At 40.4% G+C, this 23,579-nt stretch carries 14 protein-coding genes and 1 pseudogene; 12 read left to right on the plus strand and 3 right to left on the minus strand.

The window, feature by feature from the left end:
- From dnaA to FVA69_RS00035, 7 genes and pseudogenes are all read left to right on the plus strand, one after another.
- The gene (gene dnaA / locus FVA69_RS00005; RefSeq protein WP_109912543.1) at positions 1-1,392 is read left to right on the plus strand and encodes a chromosomal replication initiator protein DnaA; all 1,392 of its coding nucleotides are present in this window, start codon (positions 1-3) and stop codon (positions 1,390-1,392) included.
- Positions 1,393-1,397: 5 nt separating this feature from the next.
- The gene (gene dnaN / locus FVA69_RS00010; protein ID WP_004906806.1) at positions 1,398-2,498 is read left to right on the plus strand and encodes a DNA polymerase III subunit beta; all 1,101 of its coding nucleotides are present in this window, start codon (positions 1,398-1,400) and stop codon (positions 2,496-2,498) included.
- 9 nt (positions 2,499-2,507) lie between these two features.
- The gene (gene recF / locus FVA69_RS00015) at positions 2,508-3,602 is read left to right on the plus strand and encodes a DNA replication/repair protein RecF (RefSeq protein WP_004906804.1); all 1,095 of its coding nucleotides are present in this window, start codon (positions 2,508-2,510) and stop codon (positions 3,600-3,602) included.
- Positions 3,603-3,620: 18 nt separating this feature from the next.
- A complete protein-coding gene (gyrB, locus tag FVA69_RS00020; protein ID WP_004906802.1) occupies positions 3,621-6,035 on the plus strand; it encodes a DNA topoisomerase (ATP-hydrolyzing) subunit B in 2,415 nt (804 codons plus the stop codon).
- 349 nt (positions 6,036-6,384) lie between these two features.
- Positions 6,385-9,226, plus strand: a pseudogene (locus FVA69_RS00025) (autotransporter domain-containing protein).
- A 209-nt stretch (positions 9,227-9,435) separates the two neighbouring features.
- Positions 9,436-11,019 (plus strand): phosphoethanolamine transferase, encoded by a 1,584-nt coding sequence (locus FVA69_RS00030; RefSeq protein ID WP_181937088.1) that lies wholly within the window; start codon positions 9,436-9,438, stop codon positions 11,017-11,019.
- A gap of 74 nt (positions 11,020-11,093) precedes the next feature.
- Positions 11,094-11,441, plus strand: coding sequence for a DUF1622 domain-containing protein (locus FVA69_RS00035; RefSeq protein ID WP_004906795.1), 348 nt, complete (start codon positions 11,094-11,096; stop codon positions 11,439-11,441).
- A 70-nt stretch (positions 11,442-11,511) separates the two neighbouring features.
- Here FVA69_RS00035 and asd read toward each other — a convergent pair whose 3' ends face one another.
- The 3 genes from asd to FVA69_RS00050 all read right to left on the minus strand — a co-directional run bounded on the left by asd (position 11,512) and on the right by FVA69_RS00050 (position 13,473).
- Positions 11,512-12,618, minus strand: coding sequence for an aspartate-semialdehyde dehydrogenase (asd, locus tag FVA69_RS00040; protein ID WP_004906793.1), 1,107 nt, complete (start codon positions 12,616-12,618; stop codon positions 11,512-11,514).
- 451 nt (positions 12,619-13,069) lie between these two features.
- A complete protein-coding gene (gene ykgO, locus FVA69_RS00045; RefSeq protein ID WP_004906789.1) occupies positions 13,070-13,210 on the minus strand; it encodes a type B 50S ribosomal protein L36 in 141 nt (46 codons plus the stop codon).
- Between the two features lie 2 nt (positions 13,211-13,212).
- Positions 13,213-13,473 carry a type B 50S ribosomal protein L31 gene (locus FVA69_RS00050; protein WP_004906261.1) on the minus strand — a complete coding sequence of 87 codons (261 nt, stop codon included), beginning with the start codon at positions 13,471-13,473 and terminating at the stop codon, positions 13,213-13,215.
- 248 nt (positions 13,474-13,721) lie between these two features.
- Between FVA69_RS00050 and nagK the strand changes: the two genes are divergently transcribed.
- From nagK to FVA69_RS00075, 5 genes are all read left to right on the plus strand, one after another.
- Positions 13,722-14,633, plus strand: a complete 912-nt coding sequence (nagK, locus tag FVA69_RS00055) for an N-acetylglucosamine kinase (RefSeq protein ID WP_094962017.1) — start codon at positions 13,722-13,724, stop codon at positions 14,631-14,633.
- A gap of 389 nt (positions 14,634-15,022) precedes the next feature.
- Positions 15,023-15,661, plus strand: a complete 639-nt coding sequence (locus FVA69_RS00060; RefSeq protein ID WP_110731524.1) for an OB-fold-containig protein — start codon at positions 15,023-15,025, stop codon at positions 15,659-15,661.
- Between the two features lie 75 nt (positions 15,662-15,736).
- Positions 15,737-17,938 (plus strand): flotillin family protein, encoded by a 2,202-nt coding sequence (locus FVA69_RS00065; protein ID WP_109912545.1) that lies wholly within the window; start codon positions 15,737-15,739, stop codon positions 17,936-17,938.
- A gap of 81 nt (positions 17,939-18,019) precedes the next feature.
- Complete coding sequence (locus FVA69_RS00070) at positions 18,020-22,957, plus strand: DNA repair ATPase (RefSeq protein ID WP_164528224.1); 4,938 nt, start codon at positions 18,020-18,022, stop codon at positions 22,955-22,957.
- Positions 22,957-23,532, plus strand: coding sequence for a rhomboid family intramembrane serine protease (locus FVA69_RS00075; RefSeq protein WP_110731522.1), 576 nt, complete (start codon positions 22,957-22,959; stop codon positions 23,530-23,532). Before FVA69_RS00070 ends, FVA69_RS00075 begins: the two co-directional genes overlap by 1 nt.
- Positions 23,533-23,579 lie beyond the last annotated feature (47 nt).

Below are 23,579 nucleotides of genomic sequence, written 5' to 3' on the forward strand. Positions count from 1 at the left end.
GTGTCACTTTCGCTTTGGCAGCAATGTCTTGCCCGATTGCAGGATGAACTACCTGCCACAGAATTCAGTATGTGGATACGACCCCTTCAAGCTGAATTAAACGACAATACACTGGCACTTTATGCCCCAAATCGTTTCGTTCTCGACTGGGTTAGAGACAAGTACATCAATAATATCAATGAATTATTGAATGACTTTTGTGGAACTGACGCGCCTGCACTACACTTTGAGGTAGGCAACAAACCGATTACAGTCGCACCGGCAGCAACACAAGCACGTACAACTCAACAAGTACCTGCGTTTGCCGTTCCGTCAGCCCCAATTAAACCGAGTTGGGACAACTCAGCCAAAGTACAACCAGAAGTTGCTTATCGTTCTAATGTAAACCCTAAGCACACTTTTGATAACTTTGTTGAAGGTAAATCGAACCAATTGGCTCGCGCTGCTGCGAGGCAAGTGGCAGAAAATCCAGGTGGTGCCTACAACCCATTATTTCTTTATGGTGGGACTGGTTTAGGTAAAACCCACTTATTACATGCTGTCGGCAATAGTATTATGCAGCATAAAGCCAACGCTCGCGTGGTTTATATGCACTCTGAACGTTTTGTTCAAGATATGGTCAAAGCTCTACAGAACAACGCAATTGAAGAATTCAAACGTTATTACCGTTCTGTAGATGCGCTACTCATTGATGATATCCAGTTTTTTGCTAACAAAGAGCGCTCACAAGAAGAATTTTTCCATACTTTTAATGCGCTACTAGAAGGCAATCAGCAAATTATTTTGACCTCTGACCGTTACCCAAAAGAGATTAACGGTGTGGAAGATCGCTTAAAATCGCGTTTTGGTTGGGGCCTAACCGTTGCAATCGAACCACCAGAGTTAGAAACTCGCGTGGCGATTTTAATGAAAAAAGCAGATGAAAATGAAATCCAACTTCCGGGTGAAGTGGCCTTTTTCATCGCCAAACGCCTTCGCTCGAACGTTCGTGAATTAGAAGGGGCGTTAAATCGTGTGATTGCCAACGCAAACTTTACTGGCCGCGCGATTACTATCGATTTTGTCAGAGAAGCACTGCGTGACCTATTAGCACTACAAGAAAAGCTGGTAACTATTGATAATATTCAAAAAACAGTTGCTGAATATTATAAAATTAAGGTAGCAGATTTATTGTCTAAGCGCCGTTCCCGTTCTGTCGCGCGTCCGCGTCAGATGGCAATGGCACTGGCAAAAGAGCTGACTAACCATAGTTTACCTGAAATCGGGGATGCCTTTGGCGGCCGTGACCATACCACGGTGTTACATGCTTGCCGTAAAATTGAACAATTACGGGAAGAAAGCCATGACATCAAAGAAGATTTTTCTAATTTAATCAGAACATTATCATCTTAATTGCTATGAAATTTACAATAGAACGCGAGCAGTTATTAAAACCGTTACAACAGGTTAGTGGTCCTTTAGGTGGGCGTCCAACTCTGCCTATTTTAGGTAACCTTTTATTACAGGTGAAAGAAGGCACCCTCCAACTCACTGGGACCGACCTTGAAATGGAGATGATGGCCAATGTTGCCCTAACAGGGGAGCACGAAATTGGCGCAACCACCGTGCCCGCACGCAAATTTTTTGATATCTGGCGTGGGCTACCTGAAGGTTCTGAAATTCATGTAGAGCTGAATGATGACAGACTGCTCGTCCGTTCTGGGCGTAGCCGCTTTTCATTATCCACATTGCCAGCTGCTGACTTTCCAAACTTGGATGACTGGCAAAGCGAAGTGGAATTTTCTCTTCCGCAATCAATACTGAAACGTTTAATTGAAGCTACTCAGTTTTCAATGGCGCACCAAGATGTCCGTTATTACCTTAACGGTATGCTATTTGAAACCGAAGACCAAATGCTCAGAACCGTTTCCACAGACGGTCACAGGCTTGCCGTGTGTGCGATGGATATTGGTCAATCGCTACCTTCTCATTCAGTGATAGTACCTCGTAAAGGGGTCATTGAGTTAATGCGTTTGTTAGATGGTGGTGACACCCCTCTACAACTGCAAATCGGCAGTAATAATATTCGTGCTCACGTTGGGGATTTTATCTTTACCTCTAAATTGGTTGACGGCCGTTTCCCTGATTACCGCCGAGTACTACCGAAAAATCCAAACAAAACCTTAGAAGCACGCTGTGATTTACTCAAACAAGCCTTTTCTCGCGCTGCGATTTTATCGAATGAGAAATTCCGCGGTGTGCGTTTATATTTCAGTGAAAACCAACTGCGCATTACAGCTAATAACCCAGAGCAAGAAGAAGCTGAAGAAATTGTTGATGTTAGCTACCAAGGTACTGAGATGGAAATTGGCTTTAACGTCAGCTACATCTTAGATGTCTTAAATGCACTAAAAAGTGAAAATGTGCAACTTCTGTTAACCGATGCCGTTTCCAGTGTGCAGATTGAAGACGCTGACAGTAAAGCAGCGGTGTATGTTGTCATGCCAATGCGCTTGTAATCGGTATTTATGATCCTTTCGCGTTTATTGATCCGTGATTTTCGAAATATTGAAAATGCGGATCTCTCCCTTGCTAATGGGTTCAATTTTTTAATTGGCCCCAATGGGAGCGGTAAAACCAGCATATTGGAAGCCATATATACACTCGGTCATGGCCGTGCATTTCGCAGCATTCAAGCGAACCGGGTTATTCGTCATGAGCAAGAGCAATTCATTCTTCATGGTAAACTTAGCCATTTAGATGAACAGCGAAACGACCTTTCACTAGGTTTAAGCAAAAACCGTGATGGTGATAGTAAAGTTCGAATAGACGGTACTGATGGCCATAAAATTGCAGAGCTAGCAAAATTATTGCCAATGCAACTGATTACCCCTGAAGGGTTTACTTTGCTAAATGGTGGTCCTAAATATCGACGTGCTTTTATTGATTGGGGTTGTTTTCACAATGACCCGCTGTTTTTTTCAGTATGGTCAGATTTGAAACGGTTATTAAAACAACGCAATGCCGCTTTACGGCAAGTTACTCGTTATGAGCAAATTCGTCATTGGGATAAACAACTGGCACCGCTTTCTGAGCAAATAAGCCAATGGCGCCATGACTATATTGCAGGTATTGCCGAAAATATCGAGCAAACTTGCCAACAATTTTTACCCGAATTTTCACTCTCAGTATCCTTCCAACGCGGTTGGGATAAAGAAATTGATTATTCAGAACAATTAGAGCGCCAATTTGAGCGTGATAGAGCGCTAACCTATACCGCTTCAGGGCCACATAAAGCTGATTTGCGTATTCGAGCAAATGGAACACCTGTTGAAGATATGCTTTCACGGGGCCAATTGAAGCTACTTATGTGTGCATTAAGATTAGCGCAGGGTGAGTTTTTCACCCATCAGAGCGGGCAACGATGCCTGTATCTACTGGATGATTTTGCTTCTGAACTTGATGCTGGCCGTCGCCAATTACTGGCAGCCCGCCTCAAAGCTACACAAGCGCAAGTGTTTGTCAGTGCCATTACACCTGAGCAAGTTAATGATATGATAGATGCAAATAGCAAGATGTTTAGTGTAGAACATGGCAAAATAGAAGTTCAACCTCAGGAATAGAAAGAGCAGGAAACGTTGATGTCGAATACATATGACTCCTCAAGTATCAAGGTATTAAAAGGACTGGATGCGGTGCGTAAGCGCCCGGGCATGTATATCGGTGATACAGACGATGGAACAGGTCTTCATCACATGGTTTTCGAGGTTGTCGACAACGCTATCGACGAAGCCCTCGCAGGCTTTTGTGATGATATCGTGATCACTATCCATGCCGATAACTCTATCTCCGTACAGGATGATGGACGTGGTATCCCTACAGGTATCCACGAAGAAGAAGGTGTATCAGCCGCAGAGGTTATCATGACCGTTCTGCACGCAGGCGGAAAATTTGATGACAACTCCTATAAAGTCTCCGGTGGTTTACACGGTGTTGGGGTTTCCGTTGTTAACGCCTTATCTGAAAAATTAGAATTAGTTATCCGCCGTGATGGCAAAGTTCATGAGCAAATCTACAAACACGGTGAGCCTCAAGGGCCTCTGACTGTTGTCGGTGAAACTGACCAAACAGGAACACGCGTTCGTTTTTGGCCAAGCATGGACACCTTTAAAGGTGTGACTGAATTTGAATATGATGTCTTAGCAAAACGCTTACGTGAGCTATCGTTCCTAAACTCAGGTGTTTCTATTAAGCTCGTCGATAAACGCGATGGCAAAGAAGACCATTTCCATTATGAAGGCGGTATCAAAGCCTTTGTTGAGTATTTAAGTCGTAATAAAACCCCTATCCACCCTTCTGTCTTTTATTTTTCAACTGAAAAAGACGGTATTGGCGTTGAAGTTTCAATGCAGTGGAATGATGGGTTCCAAGAAAATGTATACTGCTTCACCAATAACATTCCTCAGCGCGATGGGGGTACTCACCTCGCTGGTTTCCGTGCAGCAATGACACGCACATTAAATAACTACATGGAAAAAGAAGGCTATCAGAAGAAAAGCAAAGTCAACGCAACCGGTGACGATGCACGTGAAGGCCTGATTGCAGTTATTTCAGTAAAAGTTCCCGACCCTAAATTCTCATCACAAACCAAAGAAAAATTGGTCTCTTCCGAAGTGAAAACGGCGGTTGAAACGATGATGAACGAAAAACTGGTTGAATATTTACTGGAAAACCCGAACGATGCAAAAATCGTTGTGGGCAAAATTATTGATGCCGCACGCGCACGTGAAGCGGCGCGCAAAGCTCGCGAAATGACTCGTCGTAAAGGCGCATTAGATTTAGCTGGCTTGCCAGGTAAACTGGCTGACTGCCAAGAACGTGACCCTGCACTATCTGAACTGTACCTTGTGGAAGGGGACTCCGCGGGCGGCTCTGCAAAACAAGGCCGTAACCGTAAGAACCAAGCCATTTTGCCACTGAAAGGTAAAATTCTAAACGTAGAAAAAGCGCGTTTCGATAAAATGCTATCTTCACAGGAAGTTGCAACCCTGATTACGGCATTAGGCTGTGGTATTGGCCGTGATGAATACAATCCTGACAAACTGCGTTATCACAGCATTATTATCATGACGGATGCGGACGTCGATGGTTCGCACATTCGTACGTTACTGTTGACCTTCTTCTATCGCCAAATGCCTGAAATTGTTGAACGTGGCCATATCTTTATTGCTCAACCACCACTGTATAAAGTGAAACGTGGTAAACAAGAGCAGTACATTAAAGATGATGATGCGATGGACGATTACCTGATTTCTATCGCCCTTGATGGCGCAGAGCTGCATTTAAGTGCCGAAGCGCCAGCTATGAAAGGTGAAGAACTCGAAAAACTGGTTGTCGAATATAATGCCGCACACCGTATTATTCGTCGTCTTGAGCGCCTTTATCCTCAAGCCCTACTTAACAGCCTGGTTTATCAGTCAACCTTGACTGAAGATGATTTAAAAGTCAGCGAAAAAGTGGAAGAATGGGCTAAAACGCTGGTTAAGCGCTTAGAAGATAACGAACAATTCGGTAGCACTTATAGTTATGTCATTAATGAAAACCGTGAACGTCAATTATTCGAGCCAACAATCCGTATTCGTACCCATGGTGTTGATACCGACTATAACCTCGATTTTGACTTTGTTCATGGCAGCGAATACCGCCGTATCACTCATTTAGGCGACTTAATCAGCGGCTTAATTGAAGAAGGTGCTTATATCAAGCGCGGTGAACGTCGCCAAGATATCAGTAACTTTGAAGAAGCTCTGGCTTGGTTAACACGTGAGTCTCGTCGTGGCCTATACGTACAACGTTATAAAGGTCTTGGTGAAATGAACCCAGAACAACTTTGGGAAACCACCATGAACCCAGAAACGCGCCGTATGATGCGTGTGACGGTGAAAGATGCGATTGCAACAGACTTACTATTCACCACATTAATGGGTGATGCTGTTGAGCCACGTCGTGCATTTATCGAAGAAAATGCCTTAAAAGCAGCGAATATTGATATCTAATTATTCAGCTAACTAAATAATATTTAATAACCCCATCCGAAAGTTTGGGGTTATTTTTTTGATTTTTTCTATAATTATTATCTTATTTTTATGATTTAATTAAACCAATAATAAAAAACAAAAAAAACGAAACTAATCAATACAAAACCACTTTACAAAGGAAAACACAATTAAAAAATAAAGCTTAACGTTCTAATTAATAAGATTTTTTTATTTTCAAAACTGTCATAAAAAATAAACATATTATAAATAAACTCCGAAAAATAAAATTTTTACCAAGAGCATCGGCGGAATTATAATGAGAAAAACTTTTATTTCAGCATCAATGACTTTATTGCCATTCATATTCATGAATACTCTAACAGCTAAAACTAATATTTTAGAATTAGAGAAAAATATTATTGATACAAGAGGTGTATGGCTTGAAGACATTAAAAATAATATTATTAATAATACGCCTAAAGAAGGCAGCGAAGTTGCTGAGCAAGATAGGCTTATTAGTAACGAATACATCAATATCACTGGTGAGCGGGAAAGTTTAGCACTCGCAGATAAATCCCAAGACTCAGGTTATTTATTTAACAGTTATCAAACGATACTGTTTGGTAAACATGATATTAATCTAAGAGATCATAACCAATATAAAGCAATCAGCTTATTACATGATACAAGTACTCGTGCCTATGATGAAAAAAAACAACGTACTAGGTCAATTGATTTTATTCTAAAAGATCATTTTAAACGCGGTCGTCCTTATCAAGTATTGGATGAAGAAGGTCACTATATTGCAGGCTATTCACAAATACAGGGCTCATCTTACCCTAGTGGCCATACGTGGAATGGTTTTAAGCAAGCTGCGGTATTGGCGATGATTTTTCCTGAAAAAGGCAGTGAAACTTTCAATCGAGCTATTGAATATGGTGAAAGCCGTGTGATTGTTGGCGCACACTTTGCCACTGATACAATCGCTTCTCGTGTAGGTAATTATTATTTATTGTCACAGCTCCTATCCGATGAGAAAAATACCAAATTCATTGTTGATTCGGCAAAAAATATTCGTAATGATATTTCATCATCATGTTCAAATAACATACTAAATTGCCTAACAGCTTCTACTCCTATAACCAATGACCACATGGGTTATTATGGAAAAAAAGAAATACAAAATATATCAATGATCGAGCCTAAAAATATACCTAAAACGGCAGGTTATTTACTTCGATTACGTTTCCCTTACTTGAATAATGCACAATGGGATCATATTTTAGCCAGTACCGCATATCCAAGCCAATCAATTGCAGGTTGGAATATCAAAGAAAATGACCCAAACTCCTATTGGGGATTAATTAACTTACCTGCGGCTTATCAGGGTCCCTCTTATTTATATGAAAATTTTATCATTAATCAAGATACTAATGACTTTGATATTGCCAATTTTGGAAAGTTAGATGAATGGAAAAATAATATTCAAGGGACTGGAAAGTTAACGAAACAAGGCCAAGGGACATTAGTATTGTCAGGTAATAATACCTTTGCTGGCTTCACAGTAAATCAAGGCCATTTAGTCTTAACCGGCGAAAATAAATATTCGCAAAAATCCGACATTAATGGCGGAATGGTTACCCTTAAAAAACACTTAGACTCCGCAGTTGATATCCAAAAAGGAACGTTAGTTCTAGATGATGGAAAAATCGGTGCTTCTGTTAATATTAACCGCCACGGTTTACTTATGGGCAATGGAAGCATTCGACAATTAACCGCCAACCAAGGTGCTGCCGTTGCACCCGGCCACTCAATTGGCACAATTAACATTGTTGATTCTGTAACTTTTGCTCCGGGCAGCCATTATGTGGTTGAAATCAATCCAGCAGGTCAAAACGATCAGATCATCAGCCAAGGCTCTGCTTCATTAAAAGGCGGTACCGTCAGTGTCACTCTTGAAAATCAAAATAGTCCGCTCTCTAAACAAGATATCAACCGCTTATTTAATACAGAATATACAATATTAAGTGCTCAAAAAGGGGTTGATGGCCAATTTGATGGCGTTGTGCCTAATTACCAGTTTATTGGAACGACACTAAATTACACTCCCAAAGAAGTCACTCTTAAAATAGGGCGTAATAACACCGCATTTTCTAGTGCAGCAGCAACGCAAAACCAAATCGCCGTGGCTAAGGCTATTGAAACGCTTCCTACGTACCATACGCTTTATGACCGCACATTGAAAAGCCAAACAAAACAACAAGCTCGAGCAATATTTCACGATGTCACTGGGCAAATATACGCTGACATATTATCCAACCAAATAAATAATAGCCGTCAGATTAAAGAGGCACTCCTTGATCAAGCTCGATTGTCTGAATCATGGAGTAGCGAAAACAAGGGCAATGTATGGGCAAAAATGCTCTATGATTGGGATAAAACAACTGGCGATAACAATGCCTCTGGGTATCAATCATCAAATTATGGTCTATTGCTTGGGGCAAATAGACGTTTTATTAACGACAAAATGACTTTCGGTATCGCCGCAGGCTTTAGCCAAAGTGACTTATCTGGCCATCTTGGCCACGGTAATAGTAATAACTACCATGCTGCCATTTATGGTAGCGCTTTATGGCAGCCGCTTGCGGTTCGTGCAGGGCTTAGTCACACTTCACACCTCATTCATACTGAACGTACAATCAGTAATGGTACGAGTCACTCTGCAAGCTATTACACTAATACCCATCAGGCATTTATGGAGCTGGCCTATCCAATCCAATTGGATGAATATTGAGCCATTTACCAATTTCACTTATATTAGTGCGATGAACCATGCAATTAATGAGAATATTAGCAGCACATCACTGCAGGCGCGTAAGCAACGCATCAATACAACGCTTTCAACTGTTGGGCTACGTCTTGATAATCAATGGAAACTAGGTAAAACATCAAATATTGGTTTGCATGGTGAGCTTAACTGGCAATATCAATATGGGAATCTGAATAGAGGTATAAAACTGAATTTTTCCGATACCACGAGCTCATTTATGACACAAAGTGTTCCTACATCACGCCATGGAATGGCATTAAAAGTCGGTACCGATATCAATATAAAAGAAAATACTAAGCTATCAATTAATTATAATAAATTTTTATCAAAAAATTATAGCGATAACAATATTGATGCCAAAATTGCGGTAACTTTCTAAATCAATATCTCACCTCCCCTCGCAAGTTGTGAGGGGCAGGTCATGACTAAACATCACGAGATTTTACAGTTTTTTACGCCATTATTTTGATTACCTTACCTTTTTTTATGTTATAAACGAACAATGTCTTAAGTTAATTAGATGTTAACTTATTATTTTTAATTGCCTCTATAACCTCAGGTAAGGTCAAAAATACTTAAAATAACACTATGATACGCCAAATAATTATTTTAATTTATGCATTATTGATATCTATAACTCCTGTGTTTTTCAGTGGAGATGTTAGCAATATCGCGGATATTGCCATCGTAATTTCAGGAGCGCTGATAATACTGTTATGTGCAGGTATCTATCGTTTTTTGCTTGGCAAAATTTTCACGGTGTTTGTTTCACTCCTGTGGGCTCTCAATTTATCTGTTTCATTTTTCTTTTATCAAAAGCACGATATCCGCTTTTCTTCTTCGATTGCAGAAACTTTTATCAATACCAATAGCAGTGAAACGGTAGGAATGCTTTCCTATAACATTGGTTATGTTATATTTTATCTTTTTGTTTTTTCAGCTTATTTAGTATGTATTCATCAATGCGCAAAATACATGAATCGCCGTATCACAGCGATAAGTATGGCGCTAATTTGTGGCTATCTATTAGCCATTCCAGCCTATTACGCATCATTATTTAATAAACCTGATAGCGCGTTATTGATCACGGAAAAATACTTCTTAAATACTCCCTTCTACAATGCCGCGGCTTTAGTCAAAAACTTATATGAAAACCGGGGGATAAAAAAAATATCATCACAGAAAGTTGCTTTTAATTACCAGAAAAAAACCTCTGATACTGAAATCTATGTACTTGTCATCGGTGAATCATTACGCCGTGACCATATGGGCTTTTATGGCTATCAATATGATACAACACCTAATTTAAATCAGCGCAAATCTCAGATATTGGCTTTTCAACAAGCGTATTCTCCAGCACCAGTGACTATCTTGTCGGTTCCTATTTCACTGTCTAATATTCGCTTTGAACAAATGCAGGATAAATCACACTATTCAGACAATATCATTTCATTGGCCAATCATGCGGGCTTTAAAACCTACTGGATCAGCAACCAAGGCAAAACCAATAAACGTACCAGTATCATTTCTGCTATTGCCTCTATGTCGCAAAAGAAAACTTGGAACGAATTTGTCGGCTATGACGAAGAGCTACAAGATGACTTCAAGAACGCTATCAATGACCCCACTGATAAGAAAAAACTTATTGTTTTACACACTTATGGTAGCCATGAACCAGCCTGTAACCGCTTTCCTGAAACTGAGCTAAAAACATTTAGTGGCCAAGAAGATGACGATTGCTACGACAGTTCAATTGCTTATACCGATAAATTTATCGAAAATCTTATGCAGCAACTCGAAGGTAAACCTGCAACTTTGATGTACTATTCAGATCACGCATTGCAACGCTTAGACAGTGATAACAATATTCACTACCATCATGGTGTTAACAACCCAAGAAAAGAAGCCTATGAAATCCCCTTGCTGATTTGGTACAGCCAAAGTGCGAGTAAACCAAGTATCAACCCAGAAAATTTGCAGTCCCCCTATTCTACAGCGAATAATTATTGGCTAATCAGTGATTGGCTTAATATACAACAAGGCGCAGAGCAAGCTTGCTTATCGCCTTTACGTAAATGTTATCAACCCAACAAAAATATTCAGGTAATCGATGGAAATCGAAATATTTTATCCATTAGTCAATTACCTTCAGAAACCATAGACCCACAATAAAACTCGATATTTTGCCAATATTTGCTCATAGTTAACAAATATGAATCCAGCTTACTTATCGAGTCGAGGTCTTAATGTTCGATTTAGTTTTTTTACGTGAATTACTGGTGTCTAGTGTTCACGTACTCCAGTTACTTTTAGAAGCTATTTCAGTCATCTGCGTGGTGATTGGGTTAGTAAAGACCCTGATAGTCTGGATACGCACCCAGAAATCACGTAAGGCTCGTTATTGTTTTGGTGATTGGTTAGCAACTGCATTAGAGTTCCAGCTCGCTGCTGATATTTTAGCAACGACCGTCGACCCAGATTTAGATAGCCTTATCAAATTAGGTATCATTGCCGTGATCCGTACATTCTTAAACTACTTCTTAGCAAAAGAGTTAGAACATCAGCCTCCGCAGAATGACCCTGCTCGTCATTAATTTAGGCACAAAAAAACCTGCACATTTTAGTGTGCAGGTTAATATAAAATTACTGATTACAGTTCAGAAACTATAGCAAAATACGTAACATACGACGAAGCGGCTCAGCGGCGCCCCACAGTAATTGGTCACCAACCGTAAAGGCAGATAGGTATTCAGGGCCCATATTCAGTTTACGTAAGCGACCAACAGGGGTGCTAAGCGTACCAGTTACTGCCGCAGGTGTTAACTCACGCATGGTGATTTCACGGTCATTAGGAACTACTTTCACCCAGTCATTATGTGAGGCAAGTAATTGCTCAACTTCATTCAACGGAACATCTTTTTTCAGCTTCAATGTGAAAGCTTGGCTATGGCAACGCAACGCACCAATACGTACACATAAACCATCAACAGGAATAATATGACTTCCTGTCGCAAGAATTTTGTTAGTTTCTGCTTGGCCTTTCCACTCTTCGCGGCTTTGGCCGTTTTCTAATGCTTTATCAATCCATGGGATCAGGCTACCTGCTAATGGTACGCCGAATGCATCCGTTGGCATTGTGCCACTACGAGTGAAGTCTGTGACTTTTTTCTCGATATCTAAAATAGCTGAGGCCGGGTCTTGGAGTTCTTTAGCAACTTGTGTGTGCAAAGACCCCATTTGAGCCAGAAGCTCACGCATATTACGTGCCCCAGCCCCTGATGCCGCTTGATACGTTGCCACAGATGCCCATTCCACTAAATTATTAGTGAACAGCCCACCTAAAGACATCAACATCAAACTTACCGTACAATTCCCACCGACAAAGGTCTTAATGCCTTTATTTAAGCCGTCTTGGATATGTTGGTTGTTCACAGGATCAAGAATAATAATCGCATCATCTTTCATACGTAATGAAGACGCAGCATCAATCCAATAGCCATTCCAACCTGATTCACGAAGTTTAGGATAAACTTCGTTGGTGTAATCGCCACCTTGGCAGCTAATAATGATATCCAATGCCTTTAGCGCATCAATATCAAAAGCATCCTGTAAAACACCACGATGACCACCGTAGACAGGGGCTTCTTCACCCTGTTGTGATGTGGTAAAGAAAACAGGATGAATCGCATCAAAATCACGTTCTTCTACCATTCTCTGCATCAATACTGAGCCGACCATTCCTCGCCAGCCAACAAACCCGACATTTTTCATTTTTACTCACCCTGTTCGTTTAAATTTTCACCAAAAAATTTCCAGTTCCGACTTTACAACATGGATACTGTCATTTTTGTCATTCACCCAAATTGAAACTAGAAATTTTTCGGATGTATCTTGCGTTATATCATTCGAGTTGCAGGTAAGCGACAAGTGAAGAGAGTCCGATGAGCATACATATGTATGTGATTCGTCAGTCTGAGCGCAGTCAACACCCATGCAACTTGAAGGATGATAAGTATAAACTTGACAAAATATGCACCAGTGCGCAAGTGAATTTCATCACTAATAATAAGAAGATTAGTAATCATGCTAATAATCGAAGAAATCAGTGGATAAAAAACAAATAAAAAAAAGCCACGGCAGAGAGCAATAATCTGCAATGGCTAAGCAAATAAAATATAAAGCGATACAGGAAAAATTTTATAATTATGTGTGAATCAAATAGCTAGCGTTTTTTCTTACAACCTTGCACCGCTTTAAAGCGCGGGTTTGTCTTGCATATCACATACACTCGACCACGGCGGCGAACAACTTGGCAATCTGGATGACGGGTTTTTGCCGTTTTTAATGAACTCAGTACTTTCATCTTTATTTACCCTCTGACTGTAAAAAACGACCAAAACGCTTCTGGAACTGTGCCGTTTTACCTTCCTGAGAAATCATTTTCTGTTTACCGGTATAAAACGGATGTGACTGAGAAGAAACATCAAGCGTGACATATGGAAATATTTCACCTTCATATTCAATTGTTTTTTCAGTCTTTATTGTTGATCCTACTTTGAAATAGGCATCAGCACTTGTGTCATGAAAAACCACGGTACGGTATTGTGGATGGATCCCCTGTTTCATAATAACCACCTAAATGTAATGTTATAATATAACAATAGCTCATTTAAAATAGTGGTGCAATTATTTTTTATTCAAAAATATTTAAGACGAAAAACGATGAAAAAATTTCACATAAAAAATAAATACCAAAACAGTAATTTATCCTCCAATGAACTTTTGTATAATTAGATTAGTAGATTCCATCATTTATTATTTATCAAATAGATACATTATCTTTTTAATAAATAAACCATTAGGGGAAGATGAAAATGTATTACGGCTTTGACATGGGCGGGACAAAAATTGAACTTGCCGTCTTTGACAACGAACTAAATCAGGTCTGGCAAAAACGTGTCCCCACACCTAAAGATGATTACCAAACGCTCTTAAATACGTTTCTCGAACTCACACTGGAAGCAGATGAAAAATTTAACTGCCAAGGAAAAGTGGGTGTTGGTGTTCCTGGTATCGTAAACCACGCTGAAGGAACCGTTTTTACAACCAATGTCCCTACCGCTCAATATAAGCCTTTAATTCATGATCTTGCTAATATATTACAGCGCCCAGTAAAAGTGGAAAATGATGCCAATTGCTTTGCATTATCAGAAGCTTGGGATCCTGATTTCAAACGCTATCCAACTGTACTTGGCTTAATTTTAGGTACCGGTGTAGGCGGTGGGTTCATTATCAATGGTAAAGTTTTATCCGGTAAAAATGGAATTGCAGGGGAAATAGGCCACATGAACCTCAGTGTTCGTGGAGCAAAATTGTTAGGGGAAAAAGTTCCTGAAATAACTTGCGGCTGTGGCCAAACTGCTTGCTTTGAAACCTACCTATCAGGCCCAGGTTTTGAGCGCATTTATTCCTCATTCACCAATGAAAAACGTTCAGCTATCGAAATTATCGAGCAATATAAACAAGGCGATATTCAAGCAAAAGAACATGTTAACCGCTATATGTCATTACTTGCGATGTTTATGGGGCAAATTGTCACTGTTTTTGACCCCGATTTAGTGGTGATTGGCGGAGGATTATCGCAGTTTGAAGAGATCTATAAACAACTACCAGAAGTGCTTCCACAATACCTCTATGGCATAGCGACATTACCAGCAATCGAAAAAGCACGTTATGGTGACTCTGGAGGCGCAAGAGGTGCTGCATTCCTCAACTTGATAGACTAATCTTACTTTTTTGCGCTTCATAACGTTTTTCATCCATGAAGCGCGAATTTATCACTTTAATCTTATTTATTTTCCCCATTTTGTACTTTAAACACGCTTATTATAGTTGAGAATGATTATCATCAACTTAGTTATTAATGGTAAAATCCTATCTCATTAATGGCTTACTATTATTGATAACACTTTAGGAATAACTTCATCAAATAAAACTGGATAAACAACCAGTGCTATAAGAGACTTCAAAAAATTAAAAGTGCTTATAGACTAGTCTGATACTGCTATTAATTAAAAAATATATTATTAAGCTAAATTATTTCATGGTGATAAATTAAGCAAACGTTCCTTTTTACGAAAACTCAACAATGTATTAATAATAAAGAGAAAACCCTATGAGTTTGTTTTTCCATAACAGTTTGATGTTCCCGACAATTATCTTTAGTGGTTTGCTAATTATTGTTTTATTTTATTGGTTATGTGCCGCTTTTGGCTTATTGGATATCGACGTATTTAATCTTGATACCGAATTTGATGCCGGTATTGATACAACAGGTTTTGCTGGCTGGTTAACCAAGCTAGGCTTAGCCGGGATTCCTGTCACCATTATTGTCACGTTATTTACTCTTTTTGGTTGGATAATCAGTTATTTCAGCGTACATATCTTCATTCGCTTCATTGATACTGATTTATTACGCTATCTCGTCAGCTTCGCCGTTTTTGCGATCACCCTATTTATCTCTCTTCATTTAACCGCTTTGTGTTTAAAACCTGTGCGCAAAAAATTGGTGAGTCTCAATAAACCCAAAACAGTACAACAGCTTATTGGTAAATACGCCACTGTACGTTCGGGAACAGTAAGTGAACAAAATGGTGAGGCGCTATTAGAAGATGGTGGAGCTGGGTTAATTTTACAAATACGAGCGCCATCTTCCGAACAGTTAAAACGCGGTGATCATGTTGTCATCATTAGCTATGACGCAGCATCGCACAGTTATCAAGTTGTCAGTGAAAATGAATTTCGCCACGGATAACTTCTCTTTTTAAAAATAAATATCTTGCTTGCATAATCGAAATGACGTCATCGTCAGAACCAATGGAGAATCAATATGGACTTGGCTGCACTAATGCCCTTTTTAACAATTATCGGGGGGATCATCCTAGTTATTTTAGGGTTCTTTGGGTTATTCAAAGCCTTCTATATCAAAGTTCCACAAGGTACTGCTTTGATTGTCAATGACATGTCATCACAACCTAAAGTGCATTTTACAGGGGCATTAGTTTACCCTGTCATCTACAAAAAAGAATTCATGCGCATTTCATTGTTAACACTTGAAGTTGACCGTCGAGGTAAAGATGGATTGATTTGCCACGATAACTTACGTGCTGATATCACAGTTGCTTTCTATTTGCGTGTAAACGAAACGACGGAAGATGTCCTAAAAGTTGCGAAAGCTATCGGTGTTGACCGTGCATCAGACCATCAAGCAGTCAGTGCTTTATTCAGCGCAAAATTCTCTGAAGCCTTAAAAACAGTAGGTAAGCAACTGGATTTAGCGACCTTATTTGAAAACCGACAAGATTTCCGTGATCGCATTGTTGATGTGATAGGAAAAGATCTTAACGGCTATGCTCTTGAAGATGTGGCGATTGATTACCTAGAACAAACACCAAAATCAGCGTTAGACCCAAACAATATCTTTGACTCCGAAGGTATTCGTAAAATTACTGAAATCACTGCGATTCACAATATTGAAACCAACCAAAAAGAACGTGACCAAGAGCTGGCTATTCAAAAGAAAAATGTTGAAACTCGCGAAGCAAGTTTGGCCCTAGAGCGCCAACAAGCCGATGCCGAAGCGCGTCAAAAACGTGAAATTGATAATATTCGTGCGCGTGAACAAGCTGAAACTTTACGTGTTCAAGAAGAAGAACGTCTAAAATCAGAACAAGCTCGTATCCAAACTCAGCAAGAGATTGAAATTCGTGAAGAAAACCGCATGCGCGAAGTTGAAGTCGCCCAACAAAACCGTACTCGTGCAGTCGCCATCGAAGAAGAACGAGTGAGCCGCGCACGTGAGCTCGAAATTGTTGCCCGTGAAAGAGAAGTTGAATTACAGCGTATAGAAAAAGAAAAAGCTCTCGAAGAAGAACGTAAAAATATCTCCAATGTTATACGTGAACGTGTAGCCGTTGAAAAAACCGTGGCACAAGAAGAAGAACGAATCAAAGAAGTTCGTGAAATATCTGAAGCTGAACGCATGCGCCAAGTCACCGTGATTAACGCACAAGCAGAAGCCGAAGAATCATTAGTTCGCCAAGTGAAAAAAGCCGAAGCGGATGAGGCCAGCGCTAAGCACCGTGCAGAAGAAATAAGCACCATGGCACAAGCAGAGTTAGAAGCATCGGCAAAACAAGCCGAAGCCAAAAAACGCTTAGCTGAAGGAGTAGAAGCCGAACACGCGGCATTAGGTTTAGCAGAAGCTCGAGTTCGCCAAGCAACCGCAGAGGCAGAAGAAAAAGAAGGGCTTGTTCTTGCCAATATTACGGCTGAGAAACTGTTAGCAGAAGCTCGTGGGCTGAAAGAAAAAGGCTTAACGGAAGCTCAAGTAATGGAAGCCAAAGCCAAAGCAGAACAACAACAAGGGTTTGCTGAAGCAAAAATCCTTGAAGAGAAATTAGCCGCCCAAGCTCGTGGTGAAGAACAACAAGCAAATGCCAAAGAAAAACTAGGCTTGGCTGATGCGAAAGTACTGGAAGAAAAACTGGCAGCACAAGCTCGAGGGGAAGGCCAATTAGGTTCGGCACAAGCAGAGGTTATCCGCCAACGCCTGAAAGCTGAAGCCGATGGTTTAACTGACAAATTTAAATCAATGGATCACCTCAGTGATACTGCTCGTTCTCACGAAGAGTTCCGCATGCGCCTTGAGAAAGAGTTCGAACAAGCCATGGCCTCTATCGACGCTAATAAAGAAATTGCCCGAGAGCAAGCTGATGTATTGGCTGCAGCACTTAGCAAAACTAATATTGAAATTGTGGGTGGCGATGGCAGCTTCTTCAATACTTTCTCTAAGGCACTAAGCCTCGGCAAAGCCGTTGATGGTTTTATGGATAAAAGCAGCTTTGCAAAAGAAAATGTAGAAAAACTCATTAATCGTAGCAAAGAAGACAAAAAAGTTGATATTGCCACATTATTGAAAAATCCTGAAGTTCAAGATCTTATAAACGGTTTTATGGCAGCTAAAGGGGCTAATCAGCCAGCAAAAAATGTCATATCAAAACCGATTCCACCAACGGATGACCAACTGTAAACCTTTGGTACATTGGGGTAGTGAACCTACCCCTCATTGTTTTCCATTTTTATTGTCTTAGTTAAGGGAATTCGCTGCGCAATGTCAGATATTCAGGATACGGATCGCGAACAAGAAATACTCGATAGTGCCGTTGCAGAAGGTGGTGCTTATGAAATATTACGCAAACGCCTGACCGACCAAGGGCAACAACTTCATCAAAAAGCTGCACAACTCAATGAAATGCGGTTAGATGAATTCGGCCAAAGCCAAATGGATATTATTGGTCGCATTCGCATTCGTACTGAAAATAATTGCCAAGCAAGGGATATTGTCCGCGTAGGTAAATGGCTTTTATTTGGCTATAATGTCTTCCTCGGCCTGAAAAAAGAGACACACCTCGAAGATGTGTTTTCACTATATCGGTTAATTGAAAACGACGATGAATTTGATGTTGAAGCTGTCCCTTATGAAGATACCTTCTTAAGCAATAATCGCTTTGTTCAAGATTTCACTGAACTCTATACCTACTATAAGAACACACAGTTACTGCAACTTGTTGAACGGGACGGCAAACTTCTTGCTAGTTTTCAAATTGGCGATCGCATCACGGACGTGCGAGTTTTTCGCTGGTCAATCTCCAGCGACAAGCGCAAAATTGAGTATATTGATAACCGGGGTGAACGCGATATTGCCCTCCCTCCAGCCTATGACTTTGAATGGCAAAAAACCACACGAGAAGACACTGTTAACGGTCGATACCCTCACATCAATATTCTTGACACTGTATTCATTGAAACTATCGGCGGTGATCTAACCATAAAGTGTGAAAATAATACTGAAGACGGTTTAGGGATTTACCGAGAGGCGGTTCTTGATAAAAACCAATCACTAGACGACGCGCAAATTGAATATGCACAAACCGGCAGTTTAATTATCCTAAAAGTATTACCTTATCGGGAAGAAACTTGGCGTTACTTAGTTTACAACACGCTATCTCAATCAGTACAACGCATTGATGCCATCGGGCAAGCTTGTGTCCAGTTACCAGAAGACCACGGCATTATTTTTCCTGGCGGCTATTACTTACAAAATGGTGACTATAAAACGTTTGAACAACCTATGGATGGAATGCGTTTTCGCCGTTTGCGCCGCTCTCCGAATGGGGAAGATGTTCTATATGTTTTTTATTCACCAAATCAAGGGCGCATAGCTCTATTCAATTATAATTTAATTGAACGAACACTTTCAATTCCACTCATTGGCCATGGTTACGCCATGCTTGAAGATGGAAAAATGGTACTATTTGAAGGTGAAGGGGAAGAAGCGACTCGCGTTCACCCTATGCAAGTTTGGCAAACCCCGTTTTACTCAGAAGAATTTGCCGATCAACAGCCGACTCGTAGCGGTTTTTTAGGACGTATAGGCAATGCAGACTTAGTTCGTGGTATTTCTGAAATATTACATGTTTCCAAAGAAATAGAAGGCAGCCAAATTTCTATCGCTCGCTACGAACAACTCAGCCAACAAGCAAAAAATTTACTGGATATTTATTACTGGTTTGGTGATGAGCAATGCCTTGGTATTGGCAAATTACTCAAAGAAATCACCCAAACCAGTGAACTGGTTCTTGATGAATATGAAAAGGTCGAAAGCATACGGCAGCAATCTGCCAAATCAATGAATGAGGCCATTAACCGCCAAAAATCACTGATTTCACTTACGTTGCCTGAAAGCTGGGCCGATATTCAACAATTTGTTGATGGCTTAAATGCCCTAAGTGCTCAACGCGGGCACTTGATTTCACTACGTGAATTTCGCTATATGGATTTAAAAAAGCTTAGCGAAATGGAAGCTGAAATAGAAAAAAATCAACAATATGTCTCACAAGAAACCGCTGTTTTCCTTGCGAGTGATAAAGCTTTACACCCCTTTAAAACACAGTTAACTGTTTTCGAAGAACAAATAGAAAAAGCCCAAAACAGTGCCCAGTTAGACATTCCCATGAAAGATATGGAAAAAATGTCTGCTGACTTAGATATGCTTTCAAACCTAATGGCTTCACTGAGTTTCAATGATGTCACACAACAAACTCACATTATTGATGCTATTTCGCAAATCTATGCTCAACTAAACCAATCCCGAGCCCGCTTACAACAAAAACGAAAATCACAAAGCAGTGTGGAAACTGTCGCACAATTTGGTGCTCAATTCCGGCTGTTTAGCCAAGGCATTACCAATGCACTGTCTCTTGCCACTGACCCTGAACGTTGTGATGATCAGCTATCAAGATTACTCGTTCAGTTAGAAGAGCTCGAAAGCCAATTTAGTAGTCATGATGAATTTCTTGATGATATCTTATCTAAACGGGAAGAATTACTCGAAACCTTTGAATCTCATAAACAAGTTCTTATTGATGACCGCCAACGACGTGCACAAAATTTAGCCACAGCAGCCGATCGTCTACTAGACAGCCTGCAACGACGAACAACTCGTTTACAGTCTCAAGATGAACTCAATGCCTTCTTTGCTTCCGACCCTCTCGCAATTAAAACGCGTGAAATCATTGAAAAATTAAGGGAAATTAACGATAACGTTAAAGCTGATGATATTGATGCACGACTCAAATCCTCTCGGGACCAAGCCATTCGAGTTTTACGCGATAAAACAGATATTTTTGAAGATGGTGGGAATGTCATTAAACTCGGGCGCCACCGATTCAGTGTCAATACCCAAGAGCTAGACCTCACCATTTTACCGAAAAATGAACAACTATGGATTTATCTCACAGGGACAGATTTCCAAGAACCAATAGAAAATGAACGACTATCACAGCTCAAACCCTATTGGAGCGCCTCATTAGAATCTGAATCTGATACAGTTTACCGTGCCGAATACCTTGCCTATTCAATTATCTATGCTGCAACAAAACGCCAAGAAGGACTAGATTTTGGCGTACTAAAAAACGCGTTAACATCTACGGAAAAACTTGAAAAAATTGTCCGTGATTTTGCTAGCCCCCGTTATAAAGAGGGCTATGAGAAAGGTATCCACGACCATGATGCCATTGCTTTACTGAAAAAACTAATTCCAATCGGTGAAAGTGCAGATTTATTACGGTATAGCCCAACAGCTCGTGCTATCGCAGCGATTTATTGGCGGCAAGTTCAAAACGACGATTTTCCTGCACTATGGCCTGAACGAGCAAGAACAGCCATGAATATTCACCAGTTATTCCATAATGACAATGCATTACTTGACCTACAAGCCGAAATTGAAGCTGGAGTTAGCTTGTTTTTGCAAGATAACCCCATTCAATGTCAAACCTATGAGCAAACTCAAGCTGCTGAATACCTTAGCTTTGCACTAGCAAGAACCCCGATAGAACTCGTCTATAGCAAATACGCGAGGGAGTTAGTTTTAGCACTCCAAAGCCGCTTAGAAGAGGCCCATATGTGGGTTGATTTTAATCGCTCACAACAGAACTTAGGGACTCGTTATGCCCAGCGCTGGTCATTAGTTCAAAACTGGTTACAAGGGCTGTGCTCGACCCCTGAATTTGCTCATCTTGTTCCATACATACCGGGTGCTATTGCCATTATTATCTTAGATAAAGTAGCTTCAGCACGCTTTAGTGAAGTTGATCTTTACTTTAAAGTTAACGGGTTACTTGGTGAACACCCGACTATTGAAAACCAAACTCTATCATTGAGCTTAGATAACTACTTCAGTCGGATGCGCGGACAACGGAAACGTTTTATTCCTGAATTTCGTCAATATCAATCCCTGCGCCAACAGATTGTTACTGAAGAGCGTAGCCGTTTAAAACTGCATGAATATAAAGCAAAACCATTAAGTTCTTTTGTGCGTAACAAGCTGATAAACGATGTCTATTTACCTATCATTGGCGATAATATGGCAAAACAAATTGGCGCTTTAGGGGAAGGTAAACGCACAGATCTCATGGGGCTGCTATTAATGATTTCACCTCCCGGATACGGTAAAACCACCTTAATGGAATATGCCGCTGATCGTTTAGGGCTCATTTTTATGAAGGTCAATGGCCCTGCACTTGGCCATGACGTACTCTCTCTTGACCCTGAACAAGCACCTAATGCAACAGCAAGACAAGAGTTAGAAAAACTCAATCTAGCCTTAGAAATGGGTAATAATGTCATGTTATACATCGATGATATTCAGCACACCCACCCTGAGTTTTTGCAAAAATTTATATCCTTATGTGATGGAACAAGGCGCATTGAAGGCGTTTGGAAAGGCAAAACCAAAACGTATGACATGCGGGGTAAAAAATTCTGTGTCGTGATGGCGGGTAATCCCTATACCGAGTCAGGGGAAGTTTTCCGAATTCCTGACATGCTTGCAAACCGTGCCGATATTTATAACCTTGGTGAAGTATTAGGGGGTATGGATGAAGCATTTGCTCTGAGCTATATCGAAAACAGCCTGACATCAAACCCAGTATTAGCCCCTCTTGCATTACGAGACCTGAACGACCTGTACTTATTTGTCGATAAATCAATGGGGAAATCTGTCTCTACCAACACTTTAAGTTACCCATATTCTGACGCAGAAATTAATGAAATTACTTCGGTAATCAGTAAATTAATCAAACTACGGAATGTTGTATTGAAAGTAAATCAACACTATATCGCCAGTGCTGCGCAATCCGATAAATACCGAACAGAACCTGCATTTCGCTTGCAAGGTAGCTACCGTAATATGAATAAACTCAGCGAAAAAGTCTCTTCTGTTATGAATGATGATGAACTGGAGAGGGTACTGGATGACCATTACCTTGGAGAAGCACAACTTTTAACGACTGGCGCAGAAGAAAACTTATTAAAACTTGCAGAGTTACGTGGCACGTTAACAGAAAAAGACGCAGCACGTTGGCAACAAATTAAGAAAGACTTTATGCGTAATAAGGCTCTTGGCGGTGATAATGCAGATATTGGTGATCGCGTTGTGGGGCAATTGGCCTCATTAGTCGAAAGTGTTCAAGCGCTTGGTAACCCCTAATGAACTATTTACAAGGGCATCCTCGCATTAAGCTATTAGTCTGTATTGTTGCAATTTTTATTATTGCTCAACTAATTAACAGTTTAACCGCGGGGGGACTCATTCAATTTGGTCTCATTCCTCGCACTGAATGGGGGCTATTAGGTATCTTCTTTGCCCCATTTATCCATGGCAGTTGGCAGCATTTAATCAGTAACTTACCCCCATTTATCATCTTAAGTGCGCTATTACTGCATCGCACCATAAAAGCTTACGTATTGGCATCACTGTTTATCATCGTTGCTGGGGGTTTAACTGTTTGGTTATTTGGCCGAAATGCAGTTCATATTGGTGCCAGTGGCTGGGTTTTTGGGTTATGGGGCTTACTCATCGCCCAAGGTTTTTTCCGTCGAAACTGGGTTGATATAGCTATCGCGTTATTAGTGCTATTCTATTTTGGCACAATGGCCAGCGGCTTATTACCTACTCACTTATACATCTCAACAGAGTCACATATAGCTGGGGCTATTGCTGGAGTTATCTATGCATGGCTAAGTCATCATTACCATAAAAAAAACAGCAATCACTCACCTTAAAATAGTATCCAATACAGTTATGACACATTTTTTGTAATTTATTTAAA

It is taken from the genome of Providencia sp. PROV004 (assembly GCF_011045615.1).
GTDB lineage: Bacteria > Pseudomonadota > Gammaproteobacteria > Enterobacterales > Enterobacteriaceae > Providencia > Providencia rettgeri.